This window comes from Micromonospora sp. NPDC047730 (assembly GCF_043204765.1).
Lineage (GTDB): Bacteria > Actinomycetota > Actinomycetes > Mycobacteriales > Micromonosporaceae > Micromonospora.
The window spans coordinates 1-18,348 of record NZ_JBIDCU010000017.1; the positions used below are offsets into that span (position 1 = coordinate 1).

Annotated in this window: 18 protein-coding genes; 5 read left to right on the forward strand and 13 right to left on the reverse strand. The window is 74.7% G+C overall.

The genetic code is table 11. From position 1 onward, the window contains the following. Positions 1-545 precede the first annotated feature (545 nt). Together ACGF5G_RS28515 and lysS are read right to left on the reverse strand one after the other, a co-directional pair. The gene (locus ACGF5G_RS28515) at positions 546-896 is read right to left on the reverse strand and encodes an Lsr2 family protein (protein ID WP_342672168.1); all 351 of its coding nucleotides are present in this window, start codon (positions 894-896) and stop codon (positions 546-548) included. 110 nt (positions 897-1,006) lie between these two features. Continuing rightward, positions 1,007-2,515 (reverse strand): lysine--tRNA ligase, encoded by a 1,509-nt coding sequence (lysS, locus tag ACGF5G_RS28520; RefSeq protein ID WP_393268321.1) that lies wholly within the window; start codon positions 2,513-2,515, stop codon positions 1,007-1,009. 91 nt (positions 2,516-2,606) lie between these two features. Between lysS and ACGF5G_RS28525 the strand changes: the two genes are divergently transcribed. Both ACGF5G_RS28525 and ACGF5G_RS28530 read left to right on the forward strand, forming a co-directional pair. Further along, positions 2,607-2,897 (forward strand): hypothetical protein, encoded by a 291-nt coding sequence (locus ACGF5G_RS28525; RefSeq protein WP_393268323.1) that lies wholly within the window; start codon positions 2,607-2,609, stop codon positions 2,895-2,897. Further along, the gene (locus tag ACGF5G_RS28530) at positions 2,885-3,193 is read left to right on the forward strand and encodes a hypothetical protein (RefSeq protein WP_393268326.1); all 309 of its coding nucleotides are present in this window, start codon (positions 2,885-2,887) and stop codon (positions 3,191-3,193) included. Before ACGF5G_RS28525 ends, ACGF5G_RS28530 begins: the two co-directional genes overlap by 13 nt. 48 nt (positions 3,194-3,241) lie before the next feature. Here ACGF5G_RS28530 and ACGF5G_RS28535 read toward each other — a convergent pair whose 3' ends face one another. The 7 genes from ACGF5G_RS28535 to ACGF5G_RS28565 all read right to left on the reverse strand — a co-directional run bounded on the left by ACGF5G_RS28535 (position 3,242) and on the right by ACGF5G_RS28565 (position 10,129). Continuing rightward, the gene (locus ACGF5G_RS28535) at positions 3,242-4,000 is read right to left on the reverse strand and encodes a type III pantothenate kinase (protein ID WP_350709398.1); all 759 of its coding nucleotides are present in this window, start codon (positions 3,998-4,000) and stop codon (positions 3,242-3,244) included. A 32-nt stretch (positions 4,001-4,032) separates the two neighbouring features. Beyond that, positions 4,033-4,929, reverse strand: a complete 897-nt coding sequence (gene nadC, locus ACGF5G_RS28540; protein ID WP_393268328.1) for a carboxylating nicotinate-nucleotide diphosphorylase — start codon at positions 4,927-4,929, stop codon at positions 4,033-4,035. Next, on the reverse strand, positions 4,926-6,620 hold the full coding sequence (locus ACGF5G_RS28545) for an L-aspartate oxidase (protein WP_393268330.1): 1,695 nt from the start codon (positions 6,618-6,620) through the stop codon (positions 4,926-4,928). The genes nadC and ACGF5G_RS28545 overlap by 4 nt, the downstream gene beginning before the upstream one ends. A 90-nt stretch (positions 6,621-6,710) precedes the next feature. Further along, on the reverse strand, positions 6,711-7,604 hold the full coding sequence (locus ACGF5G_RS28550) for a septum formation family protein (protein WP_393268332.1): 894 nt from the start codon (positions 7,602-7,604) through the stop codon (positions 6,711-6,713). 209 nt (positions 7,605-7,813) lie between these two features. Then, on the reverse strand, positions 7,814-8,236 hold the full coding sequence (gene panD, locus ACGF5G_RS28555) for an aspartate 1-decarboxylase (protein ID WP_393268335.1): 423 nt from the start codon (positions 8,234-8,236) through the stop codon (positions 7,814-7,816). A gap of 37 nt (positions 8,237-8,273) precedes the next feature. Beyond that, a complete protein-coding gene (panC, locus tag ACGF5G_RS28560) occupies positions 8,274-9,122 on the reverse strand; it encodes a pantoate--beta-alanine ligase (protein ID WP_393268337.1) in 849 nt (282 codons plus the stop codon). A gap of 29 nt (positions 9,123-9,151) precedes the next feature. Continuing rightward, positions 9,152-10,129, reverse strand: coding sequence for a Rossmann-like and DUF2520 domain-containing protein (locus ACGF5G_RS28565; RefSeq protein WP_393268340.1), 978 nt, complete (start codon positions 10,127-10,129; stop codon positions 9,152-9,154). Between the two features lie 214 nt (positions 10,130-10,343). Here ACGF5G_RS28565 and ACGF5G_RS28570 point away from each other — a divergent pair, with 214 nt between their 5' ends. After that, positions 10,344-11,591, forward strand: a complete 1,248-nt coding sequence (locus tag ACGF5G_RS28570) for an SAM-dependent methyltransferase (protein WP_393268341.1) — start codon at positions 10,344-10,346, stop codon at positions 11,589-11,591. Then, on the forward strand, positions 11,588-12,775 hold the full coding sequence (locus tag ACGF5G_RS28575; protein WP_393268343.1) for an NADH-quinone oxidoreductase subunit D: 1,188 nt from the start codon (positions 11,588-11,590) through the stop codon (positions 12,773-12,775). Before ACGF5G_RS28570 ends, ACGF5G_RS28575 begins: the two co-directional genes overlap by 4 nt. A 22-nt stretch (positions 12,776-12,797) precedes the next feature. Here the strand turns inward: ACGF5G_RS28575 and ACGF5G_RS28580 are convergent, their stop codons facing one another. The 4 genes from ACGF5G_RS28580 to ACGF5G_RS28595 form a co-directional block, all read right to left on the reverse strand. After that, a complete protein-coding gene (locus tag ACGF5G_RS28580; RefSeq protein ID WP_393268345.1) occupies positions 12,798-14,471 on the reverse strand; it encodes a hypothetical protein in 1,674 nt (557 codons plus the stop codon). A 114-nt stretch (positions 14,472-14,585) separates the two neighbouring features. Next, positions 14,586-15,590 carry a glycine betaine ABC transporter substrate-binding protein gene (locus tag ACGF5G_RS28585; protein WP_393268347.1) on the reverse strand — a complete coding sequence of 335 codons (1,005 nt, stop codon included), beginning with the start codon at positions 15,588-15,590 and terminating at the stop codon, positions 14,586-14,588. Between the two features lie 280 nt (positions 15,591-15,870). Further along, entirely contained in the window at positions 15,871-16,593 is a 723-nt protein-coding gene (locus ACGF5G_RS28590) for an ABC transporter permease subunit (protein ID WP_357703475.1), read from the reverse strand. 55 nt (positions 16,594-16,648) lie between these two features. Next, a complete protein-coding gene (locus tag ACGF5G_RS28595) occupies positions 16,649-17,335 on the reverse strand; it encodes an ABC transporter permease (RefSeq protein ID WP_393268350.1) in 687 nt (228 codons plus the stop codon). 2 nt (positions 17,336-17,337) lie between these two features. Here ACGF5G_RS28595 and ACGF5G_RS28600 point away from each other — a divergent pair, with 2 nt between their 5' ends. Continuing rightward, on the forward strand, positions 17,338-18,339 hold the full coding sequence (locus tag ACGF5G_RS28600; protein ID WP_393268353.1) for an ABC transporter ATP-binding protein: 1,002 nt from the start codon (positions 17,338-17,340) through the stop codon (positions 18,337-18,339). Positions 18,340-18,348 lie beyond the last annotated feature (9 nt).

Here is an 18,348-nt window from a genome sequence, read left to right on the forward strand (position 1 = left end):
GCTCCGTACCGATGTAGTTGTGGTTGAGCATCCGGGCCTCTTCCTGGGCCAGGACGACAACCCGTCGCGCTCGGTCGGTGAACCGCTCGAACATGCCCTCGTGCTCCTCACGTGCCGTGCGCCTTGATGGTCTAGATCTTGGCGGGGCCGGTGCGCGGACGTCCGGGACGGGCGTCCGTGCCTACTTACTCTATCGCCGCAGACCGACTCCGCTGAGGTCGTGTGTCCCCGCCGGGGGCCGCGTACGCGTCGTTTTACTCAACCGTCCGCGCTCAGGGGGTGTTCCGCGACCCCCGCCTGTACGCGCAGAGCGAAATTCGGGCACCGGCCGGACCGCGTCCGCAGGCCGGTGCCGGCACCGGCGCGGCCCCGAACCCGGGCCGCCCGGGAGTCGTCCACAGGCTGTGGACAAGTTCTCCACCGGCTGTGGACAACCTCCGTCGGGGCGAAATTCTTCCCGGTCCCGGCGCACCCGTGGGCGGATACGGCGACGCCGGCCCGGAGTCGTGCTCCGGCCCGGCGTCTGTCGCCCGTCGGCGGTCGGGTCAGTGACCGGCCTTGGAGTGGTACTCGTCGACGATCTCCTGCGGGATCCGGCCCCGGTCGGAGATGTCCTTGCCGGCCTTCTTGGCCCAGGCCCGGATCGCCTTGTTCTGCTCCCGGTCGGCGGTGGCGCCGCCCCGGCCGCGTGCGGCCCGGCCGCCCACGACGACACCGCCCCGGCCCACCTTGGTCCCGTGGGCGATGTAGGGAGCGAATACGTCACGCAATTTCTCGGCGTTCGAGCTCGACAGGTCGATCTCGTACTGAACGCCGTCGAGCGCGAACTTGACGGTCTCGTCAGCGTCCCCGCCGTCCAGGTCATCGACCAGCTTATGAATGATCTGCTTGGCCACGTCCCACATTCCTTTCGAGCAGGGTGCTCCTGCAAACTTGAGAGCACAATAACCCGTGCGACGCTTGTCGCGTCAATAGGATGCGGTAACGACCCGGTGCGAGTACGCGACTACTCCGGCCGCACCAGGGGGAAGAGGATGGTTTCCCGAATTCCCAGGCCCGTCAGCGCCATCAAGAGCCGGTCGATTCCCATTCCCATACCCCCGGCCGGCGGCATTCCGTACTCCATCGCCCGGAGAAAGTCCTCGTCCAGCCGCATCGCCTCGTCGTCGCCGCGGGCCGCGAGCTGCGCCTGGGCCAGCAGCCGCTCGCGCTGCACCACCGGATCCACCAGCTCCGAGTACGCCGTCCCCAGCTCGAAACCGAGCACGTAGAGGTCCCACTTCTCGGCCAGCCCCGGCTCGCTGCGGTGCGCCCGGGTGAGCGGGCTGGTCTCCTCCGGGTAGTCGCGGACGAAGGTGGGTGCCTGGAGGCCGGGGACGACCAGTTCCTCGAACAGCTCCTCGGCCAGCTTGCCCGGCCCCCACTTCGGGTCGACCGCCAATCCGACCTTGTCGGCGTACTCGACGAGGCGGGCGTGCTCGGTGCGTACCGTGACCTCCTCGCCGAGCGCCTCGGAAAGCACCCCGAAGAGGGTCACCGAGCGCCACTCGCCGCCCAGATCGAACTCCCGGCCGTCGGCGTGGGTCACCACGGTCGAGCCGGCGACCGCGATCGCCGCCTGCTGCACGAGATTGCGGGTCAGCTCCGCCATCGTGTCGTAGTCGCCGTACGCCTGGTATGCCTCGAGCATCGCGAACTCCGGGGAGTGCGAGGAGTCGATGCCCTCATTGCGGAAGTTGCGGTTGATCTCGAAGACCCGGTCGACGCCGCCGACGACGGCCCGCTTGAGAAACAGTTCCGGCGCGATTCGCAGATACAGGTCGGTGCTCAGCGCATTGCTGTGGGTCACGAATGGCCGGGCCGCCGCGCCGCCGTGCAGCAACTGCAGCATCGGGGTCTCCACCTCGATGAAGTCCCGGTCGTGCAGCGAGTCGCGCAGGCTGCGGACGGTCGCGGCCCGGGTGCGCACCATCTGGCGCGCCTGCGGCCGGACGACCAGGTCGACGTAGCGCTGCCGGACCCGCGCCTCCTCGCTCAGCGGCTTGTGCGCCACCGGCAGCGGGCGCAGCGCCTTCGCCGTGACCGCCCACTCGTCGGCCAACACGGACAGCTCACCCCGGCGGCTGGTGATCACCTCGCCGGTCACCCCGACGTGGTCGCCGAGGTCGACGAGGCGCTTCCAGTCGTCCAGCCGCTCGGCGCCGACCCGGTCCAGCGAGAGCATCGCCTGCAACTCGGTGCCGTCGCCGTCCCTGAGGGTGGCGAAGCAGAGCTTGCCGGTGTTGCGTACGAAGATCACCCGGCCGGTGACCGAGGCGCGGTCGCCGGTGGCGGTGTCGGTGGGCAGCTCGGCGTACTTCTCGCGGATCTCGGCCAGCGTGCTGGTCCGGGGAAATCCGACCGGGTACGGCTCGACGCCCTCGGCGAGCATCCGGTCCCGCTTCTCCCGGCGGACCTTCATCTGCTCGGGAAGGTCGTCGGCGGGGTCGACTGGCACGGGAGTCTGCTCGGTCACGGCACGCTTCCTCAGAAGGAGATTTCGGGCGGGGTCAGGCCCCGAGCGTACTCAAGGCGCCAGGGAGGCGTTACGGGATAACCTGCCCGCCATGACCGACCCCACTCACGCCCTGTCGTTCGGTGCGGCGGCGGGCGATTACGACCGGTTCCGGCCCCGCTATCCGGAGGAGGCGGTGCGCTGGGCGCTCGACGGGCTGGGCGCGCCCGCCCGCGTCGTCGACCTGGGCGCCGGGACCGGCATCCTCACCCGCGGGGTGCTCGCCCTCGGACACGAGGTGGTGCCCGTCGAGCCGGACCCCGGGATGCGGGCCCGCCTGGACGCGTCCTCGCGCCGATCTGGAACCTGCGGGACGAGCGGACCGGCTGGGTGGCGGAGCTGACGAAGATCGCCCGGATGGGCGGCAGCGCCGACGACCTGGCCAGCCGGGTCGGCGACTTCGGACCGGCGTTCACGCCGGCCGAGCAGGCCGTTTTCGCGCACCGCACCACGCTCACCCCGGACGAGCTGGTCGGGATGGTCCGGACCCGCTCGTACTACCTGACGGCCGACCCGGAACGGCGGCGGGACCTCGACCGGGAACTGCGCGACCTGCTGGACACCCACCCCGACCTGGCCGGGCGGGAACGCTTCGACCTGCCGTACCGCACCCTCGTCTGCCGCGCCCGGCGGCGCTGAGCGGCGGCGCCCGGCCCCGGCGGCGGCCCGGGACCGGGGCCGGCGGGGTCAGACGTTGCGGTCGTAGACCATCCGCAGGCCGATCAGGGTGATCATCGGCTCGTGGTGGGTGATCGTGCGGCACTCGTTGATCACCAGGCCGGCGAGCCCGCCGGTGGCGATGACGGCCCGCACCTCGCCCAGCTCCTCGGTCATCCGCTCGACGATCCGGTCGACCTGGCCGGCGAAGCCGAAGTAGAGGCCGGACTGGAGGCACTCGACGGTGTTCTTGCCGATCACCGAGCGGGGCCGGGTGGCCTCCACCTTGCGCAGCTGGGCGGCTCGGGCGGCGAGCGCGTCGAAGGAGATCTCGATGCCCGGCGCGAAGGCGCCACCGAGGAACTCGCCCCGGTCGCTGATCACGTCGAAGTTGGTGGTGGTGCCGAAATCCACCACGATCGACGGCCCGCCGTAGAGGGTGTACGCGGCCAGGGTGTTCACCACCCGGTCGGCGCCCACCTCCTTCGGGTTGTCGATGGCGAGCTGCACACCGGTGCGCACCCCGGGCTCGACGATCACGCTCGGCAGGTCGGCGTAGTAGCGGGACAGCATGGTGCGCAGCGAGCGCAGCGCGGCCGGCACGGTGGAGCAGGCCGCCACCCCGGTGATCTCGACCGCGTCCCCGGCGAGCAGGCCCCGGAACTTCAGGCCCAGCTCGTCCGCCGTCGACCGCGCATCGGTCTTGATCCGCCAGGAGTGCACCAGCTTGTCTCCGTCGAAGGTCGCCAGCACGGTGTTGGTGTTTCCGATGTCGATGCAGAGCAGCACGCACGAAGCCTAGACAACGACCGGCCGCCGGTTCACTCGGTGCGCAGGTCCATGGCGATGTCGAGAATCGGCGAGGAGTGGGTCAGCGCGCCCACCGACAGGAAGTCGACGCCGGTCGCCGCGTACCGCGCCGCGACGTCGAGGGTCAGCCCGCCGGTCGCCTCCAGCTCCGCCCGGTCCCCCACGGCGGCAACCACCCCGGTGAGCATCTCCGGGGTCATGTTGTCCAGCAGCAGGAACTCCGCTCCGGCCTCGACGGCCTCCACCGCCTCGGCCACCGTGTCCACCTCGACCTGCACCGGCACGTCCGGGAACGTCTCCCGGACCCGACGGAAGGCCGCCGTGATCCCGCCCGCCGCCAGCTTGTGGTTGTCCTTGATCATGGCGACGTCGTGCAGGCCCATCCGCTTGTTCGTGCCGCCGCCGGCGCGGACCGCGTACTTCTCCAGGGCGCGCAGGCCCGGGGTGGTCTTGCGGGTGTCCAGCACCATCGCCTTGGTGCCGGCCAGCGCGTCCGCCCAGGCCCGGGTGTGGGTGGCCACCCCGGACATCCGGCAGAGCAGGTTGAGCGCCGTCCGCTCGGCGGTGAGCAGCAGCCGGGTCGGGCCGGTCACCGTGGCCAGCACGTCGCCGCGCGCCACCCGCGCGCCGTCGTGGGCCACCAGCGACACCTCGACCGTACGGCCGGCACCGGTCACCTCGCCGACCAGCTCGAACACGGCCGCCGCCACGGCCAACCCGGCCACCACGCCGTCGGCGCGGGCCACCAGGTCGGCCGTGTCGGTCTGCCCTGCGGGGATGGTGGCGACGCTCGTGACGTCGAGGAAGTCGGGCCCCAGGTCCTCGGCGAGCGCGTTCCCGATCACCCGCCGCACCTGCGCCGGGTCCAGGCCGGCGTCCCGCAACGCCCGCTCCGTCGACTCCGTCATCGATTCCCCTCCCACTGAGACGTCAACCGGCCCTGCGCCCCGACCGCGCCGACGAGGTGGCCGAGCCACCGCTCGTCGGCCGTCGGGAAGTCCTCCCGCCAGTGGCAGCCCCGGGTCTCCCGGCGGGCGTACGCGGCGGCGACCAACGCCGACGCCACGGTGATCAGGTTCGTCGCCTCCCAGTCGGCCGTCCGCGGCCGGCCCCGGCCCTCGCCGAGCCCGGTCAACGCGACGGCCGTCCCCGCGAGGGTCTGCGCCGAGCGGAGCACGCCCGCGCCCCGGGTCATCGCCCGTTGCATGGTCGGCGTCGCCTCGGCCGGCACCACCCAGCCCTCGCCGCCGACCCAGGCGCCGGTCGACGCCGGCTGGGCCTGCTCCGGCAGCCCGACGGCGATGTCCTCGGCGATCCGCCGGGAGAACACCAGCCCCTCCAGCAGGGAGTTGCTGGCCAGCCGGTTCGCGCCGTGCACGCCCGTGCAGGCGACCTCGCCGCAGGCGTACAGGCCGGGGATGGAGGTGCGACCGCGCAGGTCGGTGCGGACGCCGCCGGAGGCGTAGTGGGCGGCCGGGGCCACCGGGATCAGGTCGGCCGCCGGGTCGACCCCGATGGCCAGGCAGGACGCGACGATGGTCGGGAAGCGCCGGGCCAGGAAGTCGCCGCCCAGGTGCCGGGCGTCGAGGAAGACGTGGTCCGCGCCGGTGGCCAGCAGCACCCGGTGGATGCCCTTGGCCACCACGTCCCGGGGCGCCAGCTCGGCCAGCTCGTGCTGCCCGACCATGAACCGCTTGCCGTCGCCGTCGACCAGGTGGGCGCCCTCGCCGCGCAGGGCCTCGGAGACGAGCGGCTGCTGGGCGTGCCCGGCGCCCGGCGCACCCGCACCGGCCGGGGTGATCAGCGCGGTCGGGTGGAACTGGACGAACTCCACGTCGGTGACCGCCGCGCCGGCGCGCATCGCCAGCGCCACCCCGTCCCCGGTCGAGACGGCCGGGTTGGTGGTGGCCGCGTAGATCTGGCCCATCCCGCCGGTGGCCAGGACGACCGCCCGGGCCAGGATGGCGCCCACCCCGTCCTCGCTGCCCTCGCCGAGCACGTGCAGGGTGATGCCGCAGGCCGCGCCGAGCCCGCCCGGGCCGTCTCCGGGCGCGCGCAGCAGGTCCAGCACCAGGGCGTGCTCGACCAGCCGGATCCACGGGTCGCGGCGGACGGCGGCGTGCAGGGCCCGCTGGACCTCGGCCCCGGTGGCGTCGCCGCCGGCGTGCACGATCCGGTCCGCCCGGTGCCCGCCCTCGCGGGTGAGCATCAGCGAGCCGTCCGGGTTGCGGTCGAACTCCGCTCCGATCCGCATCAGCTCGCGCAGCCGGGTCGGGCCCTCCTCGACCAGCACCCGCACCGCCGCCGGGTCGCAGAGCCCGACGCCGGCGATCTCCGTGTCGGAGGCGTGCGCGGCCGGGGTGTCGTGCGGATCGAGCACGGCGGCGATGCCGCCCTGCGCCCAGCGGGTCGAACCCTCGTCGATGTTGACCTTCGTGACCACGGTGACGTGCAGGCCCGCCTCCCGCAGGTGCAGCGCGGCGGTGAGCCCCGCCACCCCGGAGCCGACCACGATCACGTCGGTGGTCTCCACCCAGCCGGGCGCGGGGGCGGCCAGCAGTCGGGGCAGCGCCGGCAGGTCCACGGTCGGAAGGTCCATGCCCACAGTCAACCCGAAGGTCCCTCGCGGGGGGCGGCGGGGGCGGGACGAGTGGTTTGGGCCATCGCGTCCGGTGGCCGGGTGGGGGGCCTACCTCGTCCGGACCGGCAGGGCGGCCGGGCCCGCGCCCCTCAGGGAGCCGGTCACCGTACGGTCGTCGAGCCACAGGTAGCAGCGGACGCCGCGGTCGCCGACGCGCCAGCGCCCCGCCCCCGGCGGTCGCACCACCACCCCGCTGCGGAAGCGCAGGTCCGCGTCGTCGGGCACCCCCACGTAGCGGCCCAGCACGGAGCGGCAGCCGGCGTAGAGCGGGGCCCAGTCGGCGGCCCGGGTCGGGTACGGGCGGTCCGGCGCCCGCCACACCCCGACGAACTCGGCGTCGTGCCGGGTGGCGCAGTCGACGGGGAGCAGCGTCCGCACCGCCCCGCCGCCGGCCCTGGTCTGCTGGCAGCCCAGCCGCAACGGCGACGGCCCGCGCAGCGCGTCCCGCAGGCTGCCGGAGCGGGTGACCACCGTGGCGGCGGCCTCGACGGTGCTCACCTCGGTCAGGTCGCACCGGTACCAGCGGGAGCCGGCCGCCCAGCCGGGCCCGGACGGCAGGGCCACCGCCAGCCGGAGCCGCCCGGCCCGCCAGTCGTCGCCGACGTGCCCGGTGGCGCGCGCGTCGCAGTCGGCGAACGCGCCCCGCAGCTCGGCCGAGCCGCCCGGCGGCGGGGTGGCCCGCTCGGCCGGGAAGGCGCCCACGTGCACGGTCTCGACCCGGTGCGGCGCGGCGCAGTCCACCGGCGCGTACGCCGCCAGGGTCACCACGTCGGTGAAGTCGGCGGCCTGGCAGACGCCGGCGGCCGGGGTGAACGGGCCGGGCGCGGGCAGGGCCGCCCAGTCGTCGGCGAGGTCACCGTCCAGCCCGGCGGAGCCGGCGCAGCCGACCAGGAGGACTGCCGCGCTCACGGCGGCGAGCAGGGTGGTCATCGAACGGCGCATCGCGGCCTCCCCCAGCCACCGCGTCTCTCCGACGGGCACCCAGACTACCCACCGCCGCCCTCCGGTGACAGACCGCGTTTGCGCTCCCACTCACCCCCACTGTGCCGCGATCTTGCAGTTACCGCCCGGGCAAAAAGGACTTGTGGTGACAAAAGGCGGGCCGCAGTGCAAGATCGCGGGGAACGGACGGGGCGGACGGGGCGGGCGGGTCAGACGGCGGCGTAGGGGTTGGGAACGGGGGCGCCGGCGGTGCCGGGGGCGGCGGTCGTGGGGTCGGCGTTCAGGTCGACGATGCGGTTGTCGGCGTCGACGTGCACGATCCTCGGCCGATAGGCCCGGGACTCGGCGTCGTCCATCTGCCCGTACGAGATGAGGATGACCAGGTCACCCGGGTGCACCAGGTGGGCGGCGGCACCGTTGATGCCGATCACGCCGCTGCCCCGCTCGCCCGGGATCACGTACGTCTCCAACCGGGCCCCGTTGGTGATGTCCACGATCGCCACCTGCTCGCCGGGGATCAGGTCGGCGGCGTCGAGCAGGTCCTCGTCGACGGTCACCGAGCCGACGTAGTGCAGGTCGGCCTGGGTCACCGTGGCCCGGTGGATCTTCGACTTGAGCATGGTGCGCAGCATCGGGATGCCTTTCGCGGAAACGTGGTGGGGGTCGGGTTCAGGAACGGGGGGCGAGCCGGATCGCCGCGTTGTCGATCAGCCGGGTGCCGCCGACCCAGGCGGCGACGAGCAGCCGCGCCGGACCGGACACCGGCCCCGGCTCCAGGTCCGGGTCGGTGAGCACCAGGTAGTCGAGCCGCGCGCCGGGCGTACCGGCGCCGAAGGCGGCGTGCGCGGCGGCGAGCACGGCCCCCGCGTCACCGCCCGCGTCGGCGGCCTCGGCACCGGCCCGCAGCGCCGCCGACAGGCTCAACGCAATCTCCCGCTCGGCCGGGGACAGGTAGCGGTTGCGGCTGGACAGGGCGAGCCCGTCGGGCTCCCGCACGGTGGGCACGCCGACCACCTCGACCGGCACGTCGAGATCCCGGGCCATCCGCCGCACCAGGGTGAGCTGCTGGTAGTCCTTCTCGCCGAAGAACGCCAGGTCGGGGCGGGTGAGCTGAAGCAGCTTCAGCACCACCGTCAGCACCCCGTGGAAGAACCCGGGGCGGCTCTGCCCCTCCAGGTCCTCGCCGAGCGGACCCGGGTTGACCCGGACGCGGGGCTGGCCGTCCGGGTACATGTCCGCCACCGACGGGGCGAACACCACGTCGGCACCCGCCCGCCGGCAGATCTCCAGGTCGGCGTCGAGGGTGCGCGGGTAACGGTCGAAGTCCTCGTTCGGCCCGAACTGGAGCGGGTTGACGAAGATCGTGACGAGCACGTGGTCAGCCCGCTCCCGGGCCGCCCGCAGCAGCGTCTCGTGCCCGGAGTGCAGGGCGCCCATGGTCATCACGACGCCGACGGTGCCCTTGAGCCCGTCCCGCGCCGCGGCCAGCTCGGCGCGGGTGTGCACCAACTCCGTCACGCGGCCCCCTCCGTCCACCGTCGGCCCGTTCACGCGGCCACCTCCCGCCGGGGCCCGGCCAGCACGCCGAGCAGCGACTCCGCGTCGACCGGGCGGAGCCGGCCGGCGGCGATGGCCCGGTCGGCCGTACGCCGGGCCAGGGCCAGGTAGGGCGGGACCGACTCGGGTGCGGTGGCGGCGAGCCGGGCCAGGTGCCGCTCGACCGTGCCGGCGTCGCCCCGGGACACCGGCCCGGTCAGCGCGTCGTCGCCGAGGCGCAGCGCGTTCTCCAGGGCGGCCCGCAGCAGCGGGGCGAGCACCTTCTCCGGCTGGGCCACCCCGGCGTCGCGCAGCCGGTCGGCCGCCTCGTTGACCAGGGTCACCAGGTGGTTGGCGCCGTGCGCCAGCGCCGCGTGGTAGAGCGGCCGGTCGGCCTCGCCAACCCACTCCGGCACGCCACCGAGGTCGGCGACCAGCCGGGCGGCCAGGGGGCGCAGCTCCACCGGGGCCGTCACGCCGTACGAGATGCCAGCCAGCCGGGCGAGGTCGTCCGGCGTACCGGTGAAGGTCATGGCGGGGTGCAGGGCGAGCGGCCGGGCGCCCGCCGCGGCGGCGGGGGCGAGCACGGCCAATCCGTGCGCGCCCGAGACGTGCGCCACGACCTGGCCGGGACGCAGCGCGCCGCTGTCGGCCAGGTCGGTGACGACCCCGGCGAGCGCGTCGTCCGGCACGGCGAGCAGCAGCAGGTCGGTGGCCGCGCGGGCCACGGCGGCGGCGGAGCGGCGGGGCACCCGGGGCAGCAGCAGCGCCAGCCGGGCCCGGGAGGCACCGGAGCCGCCGGAGGCGGCGGCCACCCGGTGGCCGGCGGCGACGAGCGCGGCGCCCAGCGCCGCGCCGACCCGGCCGGCGCCGACGACGCCGACGGTGAGCGTGCGCGGGAAGGAGAGCGGGGCGCCGGATGTGGCGCCGCCCGACGGTACGGCGGCCGTAGGCGGGGTGGCCGCCTGCGGGCGCAGCGGTGCGCTCATGGCAACGATCCAGTCCTCGGAGGGGGTACCGGTCGATCGCAAGTATGCGCCGCCGTGACGGAGCCGAAACAGGGTCTGTGAAAACCTTCACCGGGCGGTGCGCGGGGGCGTTCCCGGCGGCGCGGGCGGCCGGCTGCGGCTACAGTGCCGCCTGTGACGAAGCGGGTCGTGGCGGACGATATCTGGTCGTCCACGCGGGACGAGGGATGAACTGATGCCGGTCCGCTGGCGGGACGCCATGGACCGGGCGCTCTACGGGCCGGGCGGGTTCTTCGTCGCCGGCTCCGGCCCGGCCGACCACTTCCGCACCAGCGTGCACGCGTCCCCCGCCTTCGCCGCCGCGCTGCTGCGGCTCGTCGAGCAGGTCGACGCCGCCCTCGGCCACCCGGCTGTCCTCTCCGTCGTCGACGTGGGAGCGGGCCGGGGTGAGCTGCTGCGCCAGCTCTCCTCCGCACTGGGGGTTGCCGGGGAGCCCGCCCGCTCCGGGCGGTCAGGCTTGATCCCTCCGCGGGCGGGCTCCCCGGCAACCCCGACTCCCCCGGCCGCCGCCCGGCCCTCGCTCTCGCCCGGCCCGGCGTCCGCCGGTCCCGCGCCCTCCACGCCTGTTCCGCTCGCCTCCCGGGTACGCCTCACCGCCGTCGAGAAGGCGCCCCGACCGGCCGACCTGCCGGACGGGATCGACTGGCTGGACGAGATCCCCGACGGGATCACCGGGCTGCTGGTTGCTACCGAGTGGCTGGACAACGTGCCGCTCGACGTGGCGGTGCACACCACCGACGGCTGGCGCTACCTGCTGGTCGACCCGGCCACCGGTGAGGAAACCATCGGTGACCCGGTCGAACCCGCCGACGCGGACTGGCTGGCCCGGTGGTGGCCGGCGCCGGAGGCCGGAGCGGACGGGATCGGCCCGACCGGGTCGGGGTTCCGGGCGGCCCGATCCGCGGAGGGATCAAGCCTGACCGCCCGGAGCGGGTCGGGCCGCCCGGAACCCCCCACCGGGGTGCGCGCCGAGATCGGCCGCACCCGCGACAACGCCTGGGCCGAGGCCGTGCGCCACGTCGACCGGGGGCTGGCGTTGGCCGTGGACTACGGACACCTGCGAGGCGGCCGGCCCGTGGACGGGACGTTGACCGGGTACCGGGGCGGGCGGCAGGTGCCGCCGGTGCCCGACGGGGCCTGCGACGTCACCGCACACGTCGCCGTCGACTCCGTCGCCTCCGCCGGTGGGCGGGTCGCCCGGTGCGCGTACGACCTGGTGTCGCAGCGGGAGGCGCTGCGGGCGCTCGGAGCCGACGGCGGGCGACCGGTGCTGAGCCTGGCCGCCAGCGACCCGGTCGGTTACGTGCGGGCGCTCGCCGCCGCCTCGGCCGTGGCGGAGCTGACCGACCCGGCCGGGCTGGGCGGGCACTGGTGGCTGCGGCAACCGGTCGGCGTCGACCCCGCGCGGTTCATGGCACGATGACGGACATGACCACGGACGCCGGCGACCTCCGCGAGCTGACCGTCGGCACCGGAGCGGGCCTGGTGGCGGGCACCGGCGGGGAGCAGCTCGGCACCGACATGGTGCTCAACATCGGGCCGCAGCACCCCTCCACCCACGGTGTGCTCCGGCTGAGGCTGGTGCTCGACGGCGAACGCGTGGTGGCCTGCGAGCCGATCGTCGGCTACATGCACCGGGGCGCGGAGAAGCTCTTCGAGGTCCGCGACTACCGGCAGATCATCGTGCTGGCCAACCGGCACGACTGGCTCTCGGCCTTCTCCAACGAGCTGGGCGTGGTGCTCGCCGTAGAGCGGCTGATGGGCATGGAGGTGCCGGAACGGGCCACCTGGCTGCGGATGGCCCTCGCGGAGCTGAACCGGGTGCTCAACCACCTGATGTTCCTCGGCTCCTACCCGCTGGAGATCGGCGCGATCACGCCGATGTTCTACGCGTTCCGCGAGCGGGAGACGATCCAGGCCGTGATGGAGGAGGTCTCCGGCGGCCGGATCCACTACATGTTCAACCGGGTGGGCGGCCTCAAGGAGGAGGTGCCGTCCGGCTGGACCGGCCGGGCGCGGGCCGCCATCGCGGAGGTCCGCGGACGCATGCCGGACCTGGACAACCTGATCCGGCGCAACGAGATCTTCCTGGCCCGCACGGTCGGCGTCGGCGTTCTCACGGCGGCGGACGCCGCCGCGTTCGGCGCGTCCGGGCCGGTCGCCCGGGCCTCCGGCCTCGACCTCGACCTGCGCCGCGACGAGCCCTACCTGGCCTACGACCAGCTGGACGTGCCGGTGGTGACGAAGACCGCCGGGGACTGCCACGCCCGCTTCGAGGTGCTGCTCGACCAGGTGTACGCCTCGCTCGACCTCGCCGAGCAGTGCCTGGACCGGGTGGACCGGCTCACCGGGCCGGTCAACACCCGGCTGCCGAAGGTGCTCAAGGCGCCGGAGGGCCACACCTACGCCTGGACCGAGAACCCGCTCGGCATCAACGGCTACTACCTGGTCTCGCGCGGCGAGAAGACGCCGTGGCGGCTCAAGCTGCGCACCGCGTCGTACGCGAACGTGCAGGCGCTGGCCACCCTGCTCCCCGGCTGCCTGGTGTCGGACCTGATCGCCATCCTCGGCTCGATGTTCTTCGTGGTCGGCGACATCGACAAGTGACCCGCGCGGCCCCGGTCGCCGGTCAGCGCCAGCGGTCGGCCGAACGCGAGCCGCCCGCGCGGGGGACGTCGTCCTGCGGCGGGTAGCCGTAGCGCTCCTGCCGCCGGCCGTACCGCTCCGGCTCGGGCTCCGGCTGGCGGGTGCGGTGGGCCTCGGGCTGGTGCCCGCGCTGGCGGGGCGGGCGCCACTCCTCGGGCACCGGCACCCCGCCGGCCGGCAGCGCCGGCGCGTCCCCCGGCTCCGCCCAGCCGCCCCGCCATCCGTCGTCCGCCCGGTCCCGACGCGGCTCGTCCCGGCGGACCGTCGCCCAGCGGTCCGCGACCCGGTACTCGGTGCCGGTGGCGTCCGCGTGCACCTCGGCACGCCGCTCCCCGACCCGCAGTTCCCGGCCCCGGTCGTCGTCCCGCACGGCCGCCCACCGGTCACCGGCGCGCAGCTCCGACCAGTACTCACCGCGCTCCGGTCCCGCCTCGTCGGGCTGGTGCGGCCGGCCCCGCCCCGGCTGCTCGGCCGGAGCGGCCCAGGCCGCCGGCCCGCCCGTGCCGTCCCAGCCCCGGTCGTCCCACTGCTGCCCGCGCTCCTGCCGCTGCCCGCGTTCGTCCCGTCGGCCCGGCCGCTCGTGGTCGGTCCCCTGCCCGGACCACTCGCCCCCGTCGCGCGACCGCGACCGGTCGTCGTCCCGGGGCGCGCCGGCCGTCGCCCACGACCGGTCGTCGTTCCGCCGGGAACGGTCGTCGTCGCGCCGGGGCCGGTCCGCCGGGTCGCCGTGACCGGCCCGGGACCGGTCGTCCGACTCGCCGGACCACGGCCGCTCCTCCGGCGGCGGTGACCACCGTCCCGCGTACCCGCCGCCGTACCCGGTGCCGGGGTCGCCGGGCACGGACGCGCCACCGTCCACGATGGTGTGCCGGGTGGTGACGTGCACGGTCTCGGTGTGCCGCACCACCCCGAGCGGGCGCGCGGCGGGCTGGCTCTCGGGCTCCGCCGGCCGGGCCGCCCCGTACACCCCGGCCGCTCCGCCGGCGGGTCGGTCCCCGCCGTACACCCCGGCGGACCCGGTGGTGGCGGGCCGGTCCCCGCCGTACCCGCCGGCCGAGCCGCCGGTGGGCCGGTCCGCGCCGTACGCCCCGGCCTGGGCCGCCGGCCGCTCGGCGCGCGGGCCCGGCTGGGGCCGGCGGGCGGGCTCCTCGTCGTCCCGGTCGGCGCGTCCCCAGCGGGGCGCCGGATCGTCCTGGCCCGGCGCCCGCCCCCGGCCAGAGAACCCGTCGTCGGCGGATCCCGGGGTCCGGCCGGCATCGGCCTGGTCGTCGATTCCGCCCAGCGCGGCGCTGCTGGCGTCCAGCCGCCGGCGTAGCGCGGCGACCGCCTCCTGGGCCCGCTGGGCCTGGTCGAGCGCCTGGTTGCCACGCTGGGCGGCCGCCACGATCTCCCCGCGCAGCTCGTGGCGGAGCTGCTCCATCTCGTCCAGCAGCTCCTCGGGCCGGGCCGGGCCGGCGCCGTCGGCGCGCAACGCGATCGACAGGCCGATCAGGACCACGGCCAGGATGGCGAGCACGGCGGCGAACCGCAGCGGACCGTTGCCGTCGGCGACGAGCAGGATCAGCGCCGCCACCGGCGCCAGCGCGACGCCGATCCAGAAGAGCACGGTGAGCAGCGGTGGGTTGCGCTTGTCGGCGGGGGCGACCGGGGCTGGCATGGGTCCGCAGCCTACCGAGAGTTCCCCCGCCTGGGAACGGCTGGAGAGGCCCGGCGGGACGGGACGGCGCAGCCGGTCGCCGGCGGCGCGGGGCCGCCGGCGACCGGCTGGGAATCAGCTGGACGCCAGCGCGCCGTCCGAGGAGAAGACCAGGCCCACGCTGGCGGCGCCGGTCTTCAGGGCGTTCTTGGTCTGCGGGCCGCCCTGGTCCAGCGAGCTGAACGAGCCGGCCTTGAAGTCGTAGACCTGGACCAGCCCGGCCCCGCACTTCGGCCGCTGCGGGCACTCCGGCGGCCCGGCCAGCACGGTGGCCTGGCCCGAGCACTTGGCCGCCAGGTCCGAGAGCGTGCGGACGCCGTACTTGTCGGCGAAGGTCTTCGTCACGGCGAAGGCGTTCTGGTCCTGGGCGGCGGCGGGCGTGCCGAAGACGAGGCCCACCTTGTCACCGGCGGCCTTGAGCGCGGCGACGGTCTTCTCCAGCTCGGGCGAGGACACCGGCTGGGCGTCCTTGCCGTTGGCCTTGGTGTTGAGGAACTCGGCCATGGTCGCCGCGTACTCGGGGACCACCTGGATCTCGCCCCGCTCCAGGGCCGGCTCGTAGAGCTCGCGGTTGCCGATCTGCTGCACCTTGGCCTCGTAGCCGGCGGCGGTCAGCGCGATCTTGTAGAGCTCGGCCAGGATCTCGTTCTCCGTGAAGTTGGCCGCGCCGATCACGATCTGACCGCCGGGCCCCTTGGCGATGCCCGTGGTGACGCCGTTGGCCGCGGCGAACTCCTCGGCCGCCTTCTGCGCCGTCTTGCGGTCCACGTCGACGGCCTTGTTGAGCTGGATCAGCTTCGGCGTGTCGAGCGCCACCGAGACCTTGTCCAGCGCCGCGAGCAGCTGCGGGTTGGCCGCCTTGGCGTTGACCGCCGGGATGACGTTGTCGGTGTTCTGGAGCTTCTTGTCGTCGTCGAGGACGACGAGCTGGTCACCGGCGACCGGGGCGCAGCCGGCCCCGGAGGCCGCCTGCTCCGGGGCGTCCGTGCCGGAGGAGCCGGCGTCGCCGCATCCGGTCAGCAGCCCCGCCGCGGCGAGGGCTCCCACCGCACCGACCGCCAGTCGTGTACGTGCGCGCATCAGTGCCCGCCTTCCGTGTCCCGGCGCGACCCGTCCGGGCCGGCCGCGTGTCCGACGGGCGATCCCTGTCCGGCCGCCCGCTGTGTCCGTCGGGCGGCCCCCTTTCCGGCCGCCCGCGATTTTCCACCCAACATCTTCCACACGGGTCCGACAACCCGAGGAAAGGTTTGTCACCGGATCGTCACCCGTCGACAGCCATCGAACAGCGGGCGTCGGTGAGCGGCAGCGCGCGTCGGCGGGCACTCCCGGGTGTGGCGTCCCGCGCGGGGCGGACCGGAGCTCAGCCGCCGGCCAGCGCGTCCGCCGCGCGGCGGCGGGCCCGGCGGCGGGTGGCCCGCAGCGGGCGCGGGGTGACCAGCCGCTCGACCAGGGCCAGCACCAGCTCGACCAGAACGGCGAGCCCGGCCACCAGCACGCCGCCGGCGAGGATCTGGCCGCCGCCGGCGGCGATGTCCAGCCCGAACCCGGCGCGGATGATCTGCCCGAGGCCGCCCCCGTTGACGAAGGAGGCCAGCGCGGCGGTCGCCACCACCTGCACCGCCGCCGTGCGGAACCCGGCCGCCAGGTAGGGCACCGCCAGCGGCAGCTCGACCCGGCGCAGCAACTGCCACCCGGAGAAGCCCATGCCGCGCGCCGCGTCCCGGGCCTCCGGATCGACCTGCCGCACCCCCGTGTACGCGTTGGCCAGCAGCGGCGGCACCGCGAAGACGGCCAGCGCGACCACCACCGACGGCTGGCCGAAGCCGAGGAAGGTCAGCGGCAGGATGGTGAGCAGGGCCAGCGTCGGCACGGCGAGCGTGACGTTCGACACCAGCACCACCAGGCCCCCGCCCCGACCCGTGTGCCCGAGCCAGAGCCCGATCGGCCAGGCGATCAGGCAGCCCAGCGCCACCGCCGCCGCCGACATCGACAGGTGCTCGCCGAGCCGCTCCAGGATCCCGCCCGGATTGGTCCAGTTCAGCGGGTCGTTGAGCCAGACCAGCGCCGCCTCGACGGGGTTCATCGGGCCCGCCCTCCGTTCGCGACCGCGGGACCGCGCCGCGCGGCGTTCCGAGCGCTCACGCCGCCCTGCTCCGCAGCCAGGGGGTCAGCAGCCGGCCCACGCCGGCCAGGATCAGGTCGAGCACCAGGGCGAGCAGGACGCAGAGCAGCGTCCCCGTCATGATCTGCGCCTTGTAGAAGTTGTTCTGGAAGCCAGCGAAGATCAACTGCCCGAGGCCGCCCCGCCCGATCACCACGCCCACGGTCACCAGGGCCACCGTGGAGACCGTGGCCAGCCGCAGGCCGGTGAGGATGCCCGGCAGGGCCAGCGGCAGCTCGACCCGGACCAGCCGGCCCCAGCGGCCGTACCCCATCCCCTCGGCCGCCTCACGCACCTCGGGAGGCACCTGGTTGAGCCCGGCGAGGGCGTTGCGGACGATCACCAGCAGCGCGTAGAGGACCACCACACTCAGCGCCGTCACCGCCCCGATGCCCAGGTAGGGCGCGATGAACGCGAACAGCGCCAGCGACGGCACCGTGTAGAGCACCCCGGTGACGGCCAGCACCGGCCCGGCCAGCGAGCGGAACCAGTACGCGGCCACGGCCAGCGGCACGGCGACCAGGGCGGCGATCAGCACCGCGCGCACCGTCAGCGAGGCGTGCTCCCGCACGGCGGCGAGGATCGTGTCAGAGTTGTCCCGCACGTACTGCCAGGAGAACCACGGGTTACCCGGGTCGGCCCGGTAGCTCAGGCGGAAGGACATGTGTGGACGTTACCCCGGCAACCACGGATCACGGCGGGCCGCGTGCGGCGTCCATCGCGCTGGAGGGCATCCACAAGCGCTACCCGGACGGCACCGAGGCCGTACGCGAGCTGAGCCTCGACATCGCCGCCGGCGAGCTGGTGGTGCTCATCGGACCGTCGGGCTGCGGCAAGTCGACGGTGCTGCGGATGGTCAACCGGCTGATCGAGCCGACCGGTGGCCGCATCCTGCTCGACGGCGAGGACGTCACCCGGGTGGACCCGGTCCGGCTGCGCCGCCGGATCGGCTACGTGATCCAGAACGTCGGGCTCTTCCCGCACCAGACGGTCAGCGCCAACGTCGCCACCGTGCCCCGGCTGCTCGGCTGGCCCCGCGAGCGCAGCCGCCGCCGGGTCGACGAGCTGCTGGAGCTGGTGGGGCTCGACCCGGCGACGTTCGGCCGCCGCTACCCGCACGAGCTCTCCGGCGGCCAGCGGCAGCGGGTCGGGGTGGCGAGGGCCCTCGCCGCCGACCCGGTGGTGCTGCTGATGGACGAGCCGTTCTCGGCCGTCGACCCGATCGCCCGGACCCGGTTGCAGGAGGAGTTCCTGCGGTTGCAGGCCGAGGTGCGCAAGACGATCGTGCTGGTCACCCACGACCTCGACGAGGCGGTCCGGCTGGGCGACCGGATCGCGGTGCTCTCCCAGGGCGGTCGCCTGGAGCAGTACGACACCCCGGCCGCCGTGCTCGGGGCACCCGCCACGCCCTTCGTCCGCGAGTTCGTCGGCACCGACCGGGGCATCCGCCGGCTGGCGGTCACCCCGCTGACCGGCGCGGCCGTCGAACCGCTGCCGACGACCGGGGTGGCCGAGCTGCCGACGGTGTCGCGGGGCGGCTCGGCGTACGACGCGCTGGGGGCACTGCTGACCTCGGCCGCCGATCGGGTGGTGGTGACCGACGAGGGGCGGCCGGTGGGCGTGCTCAGCCGGACGCGACTGCTCGAACTGGGCCGGCCCGACCGGTGACCGGCCCGG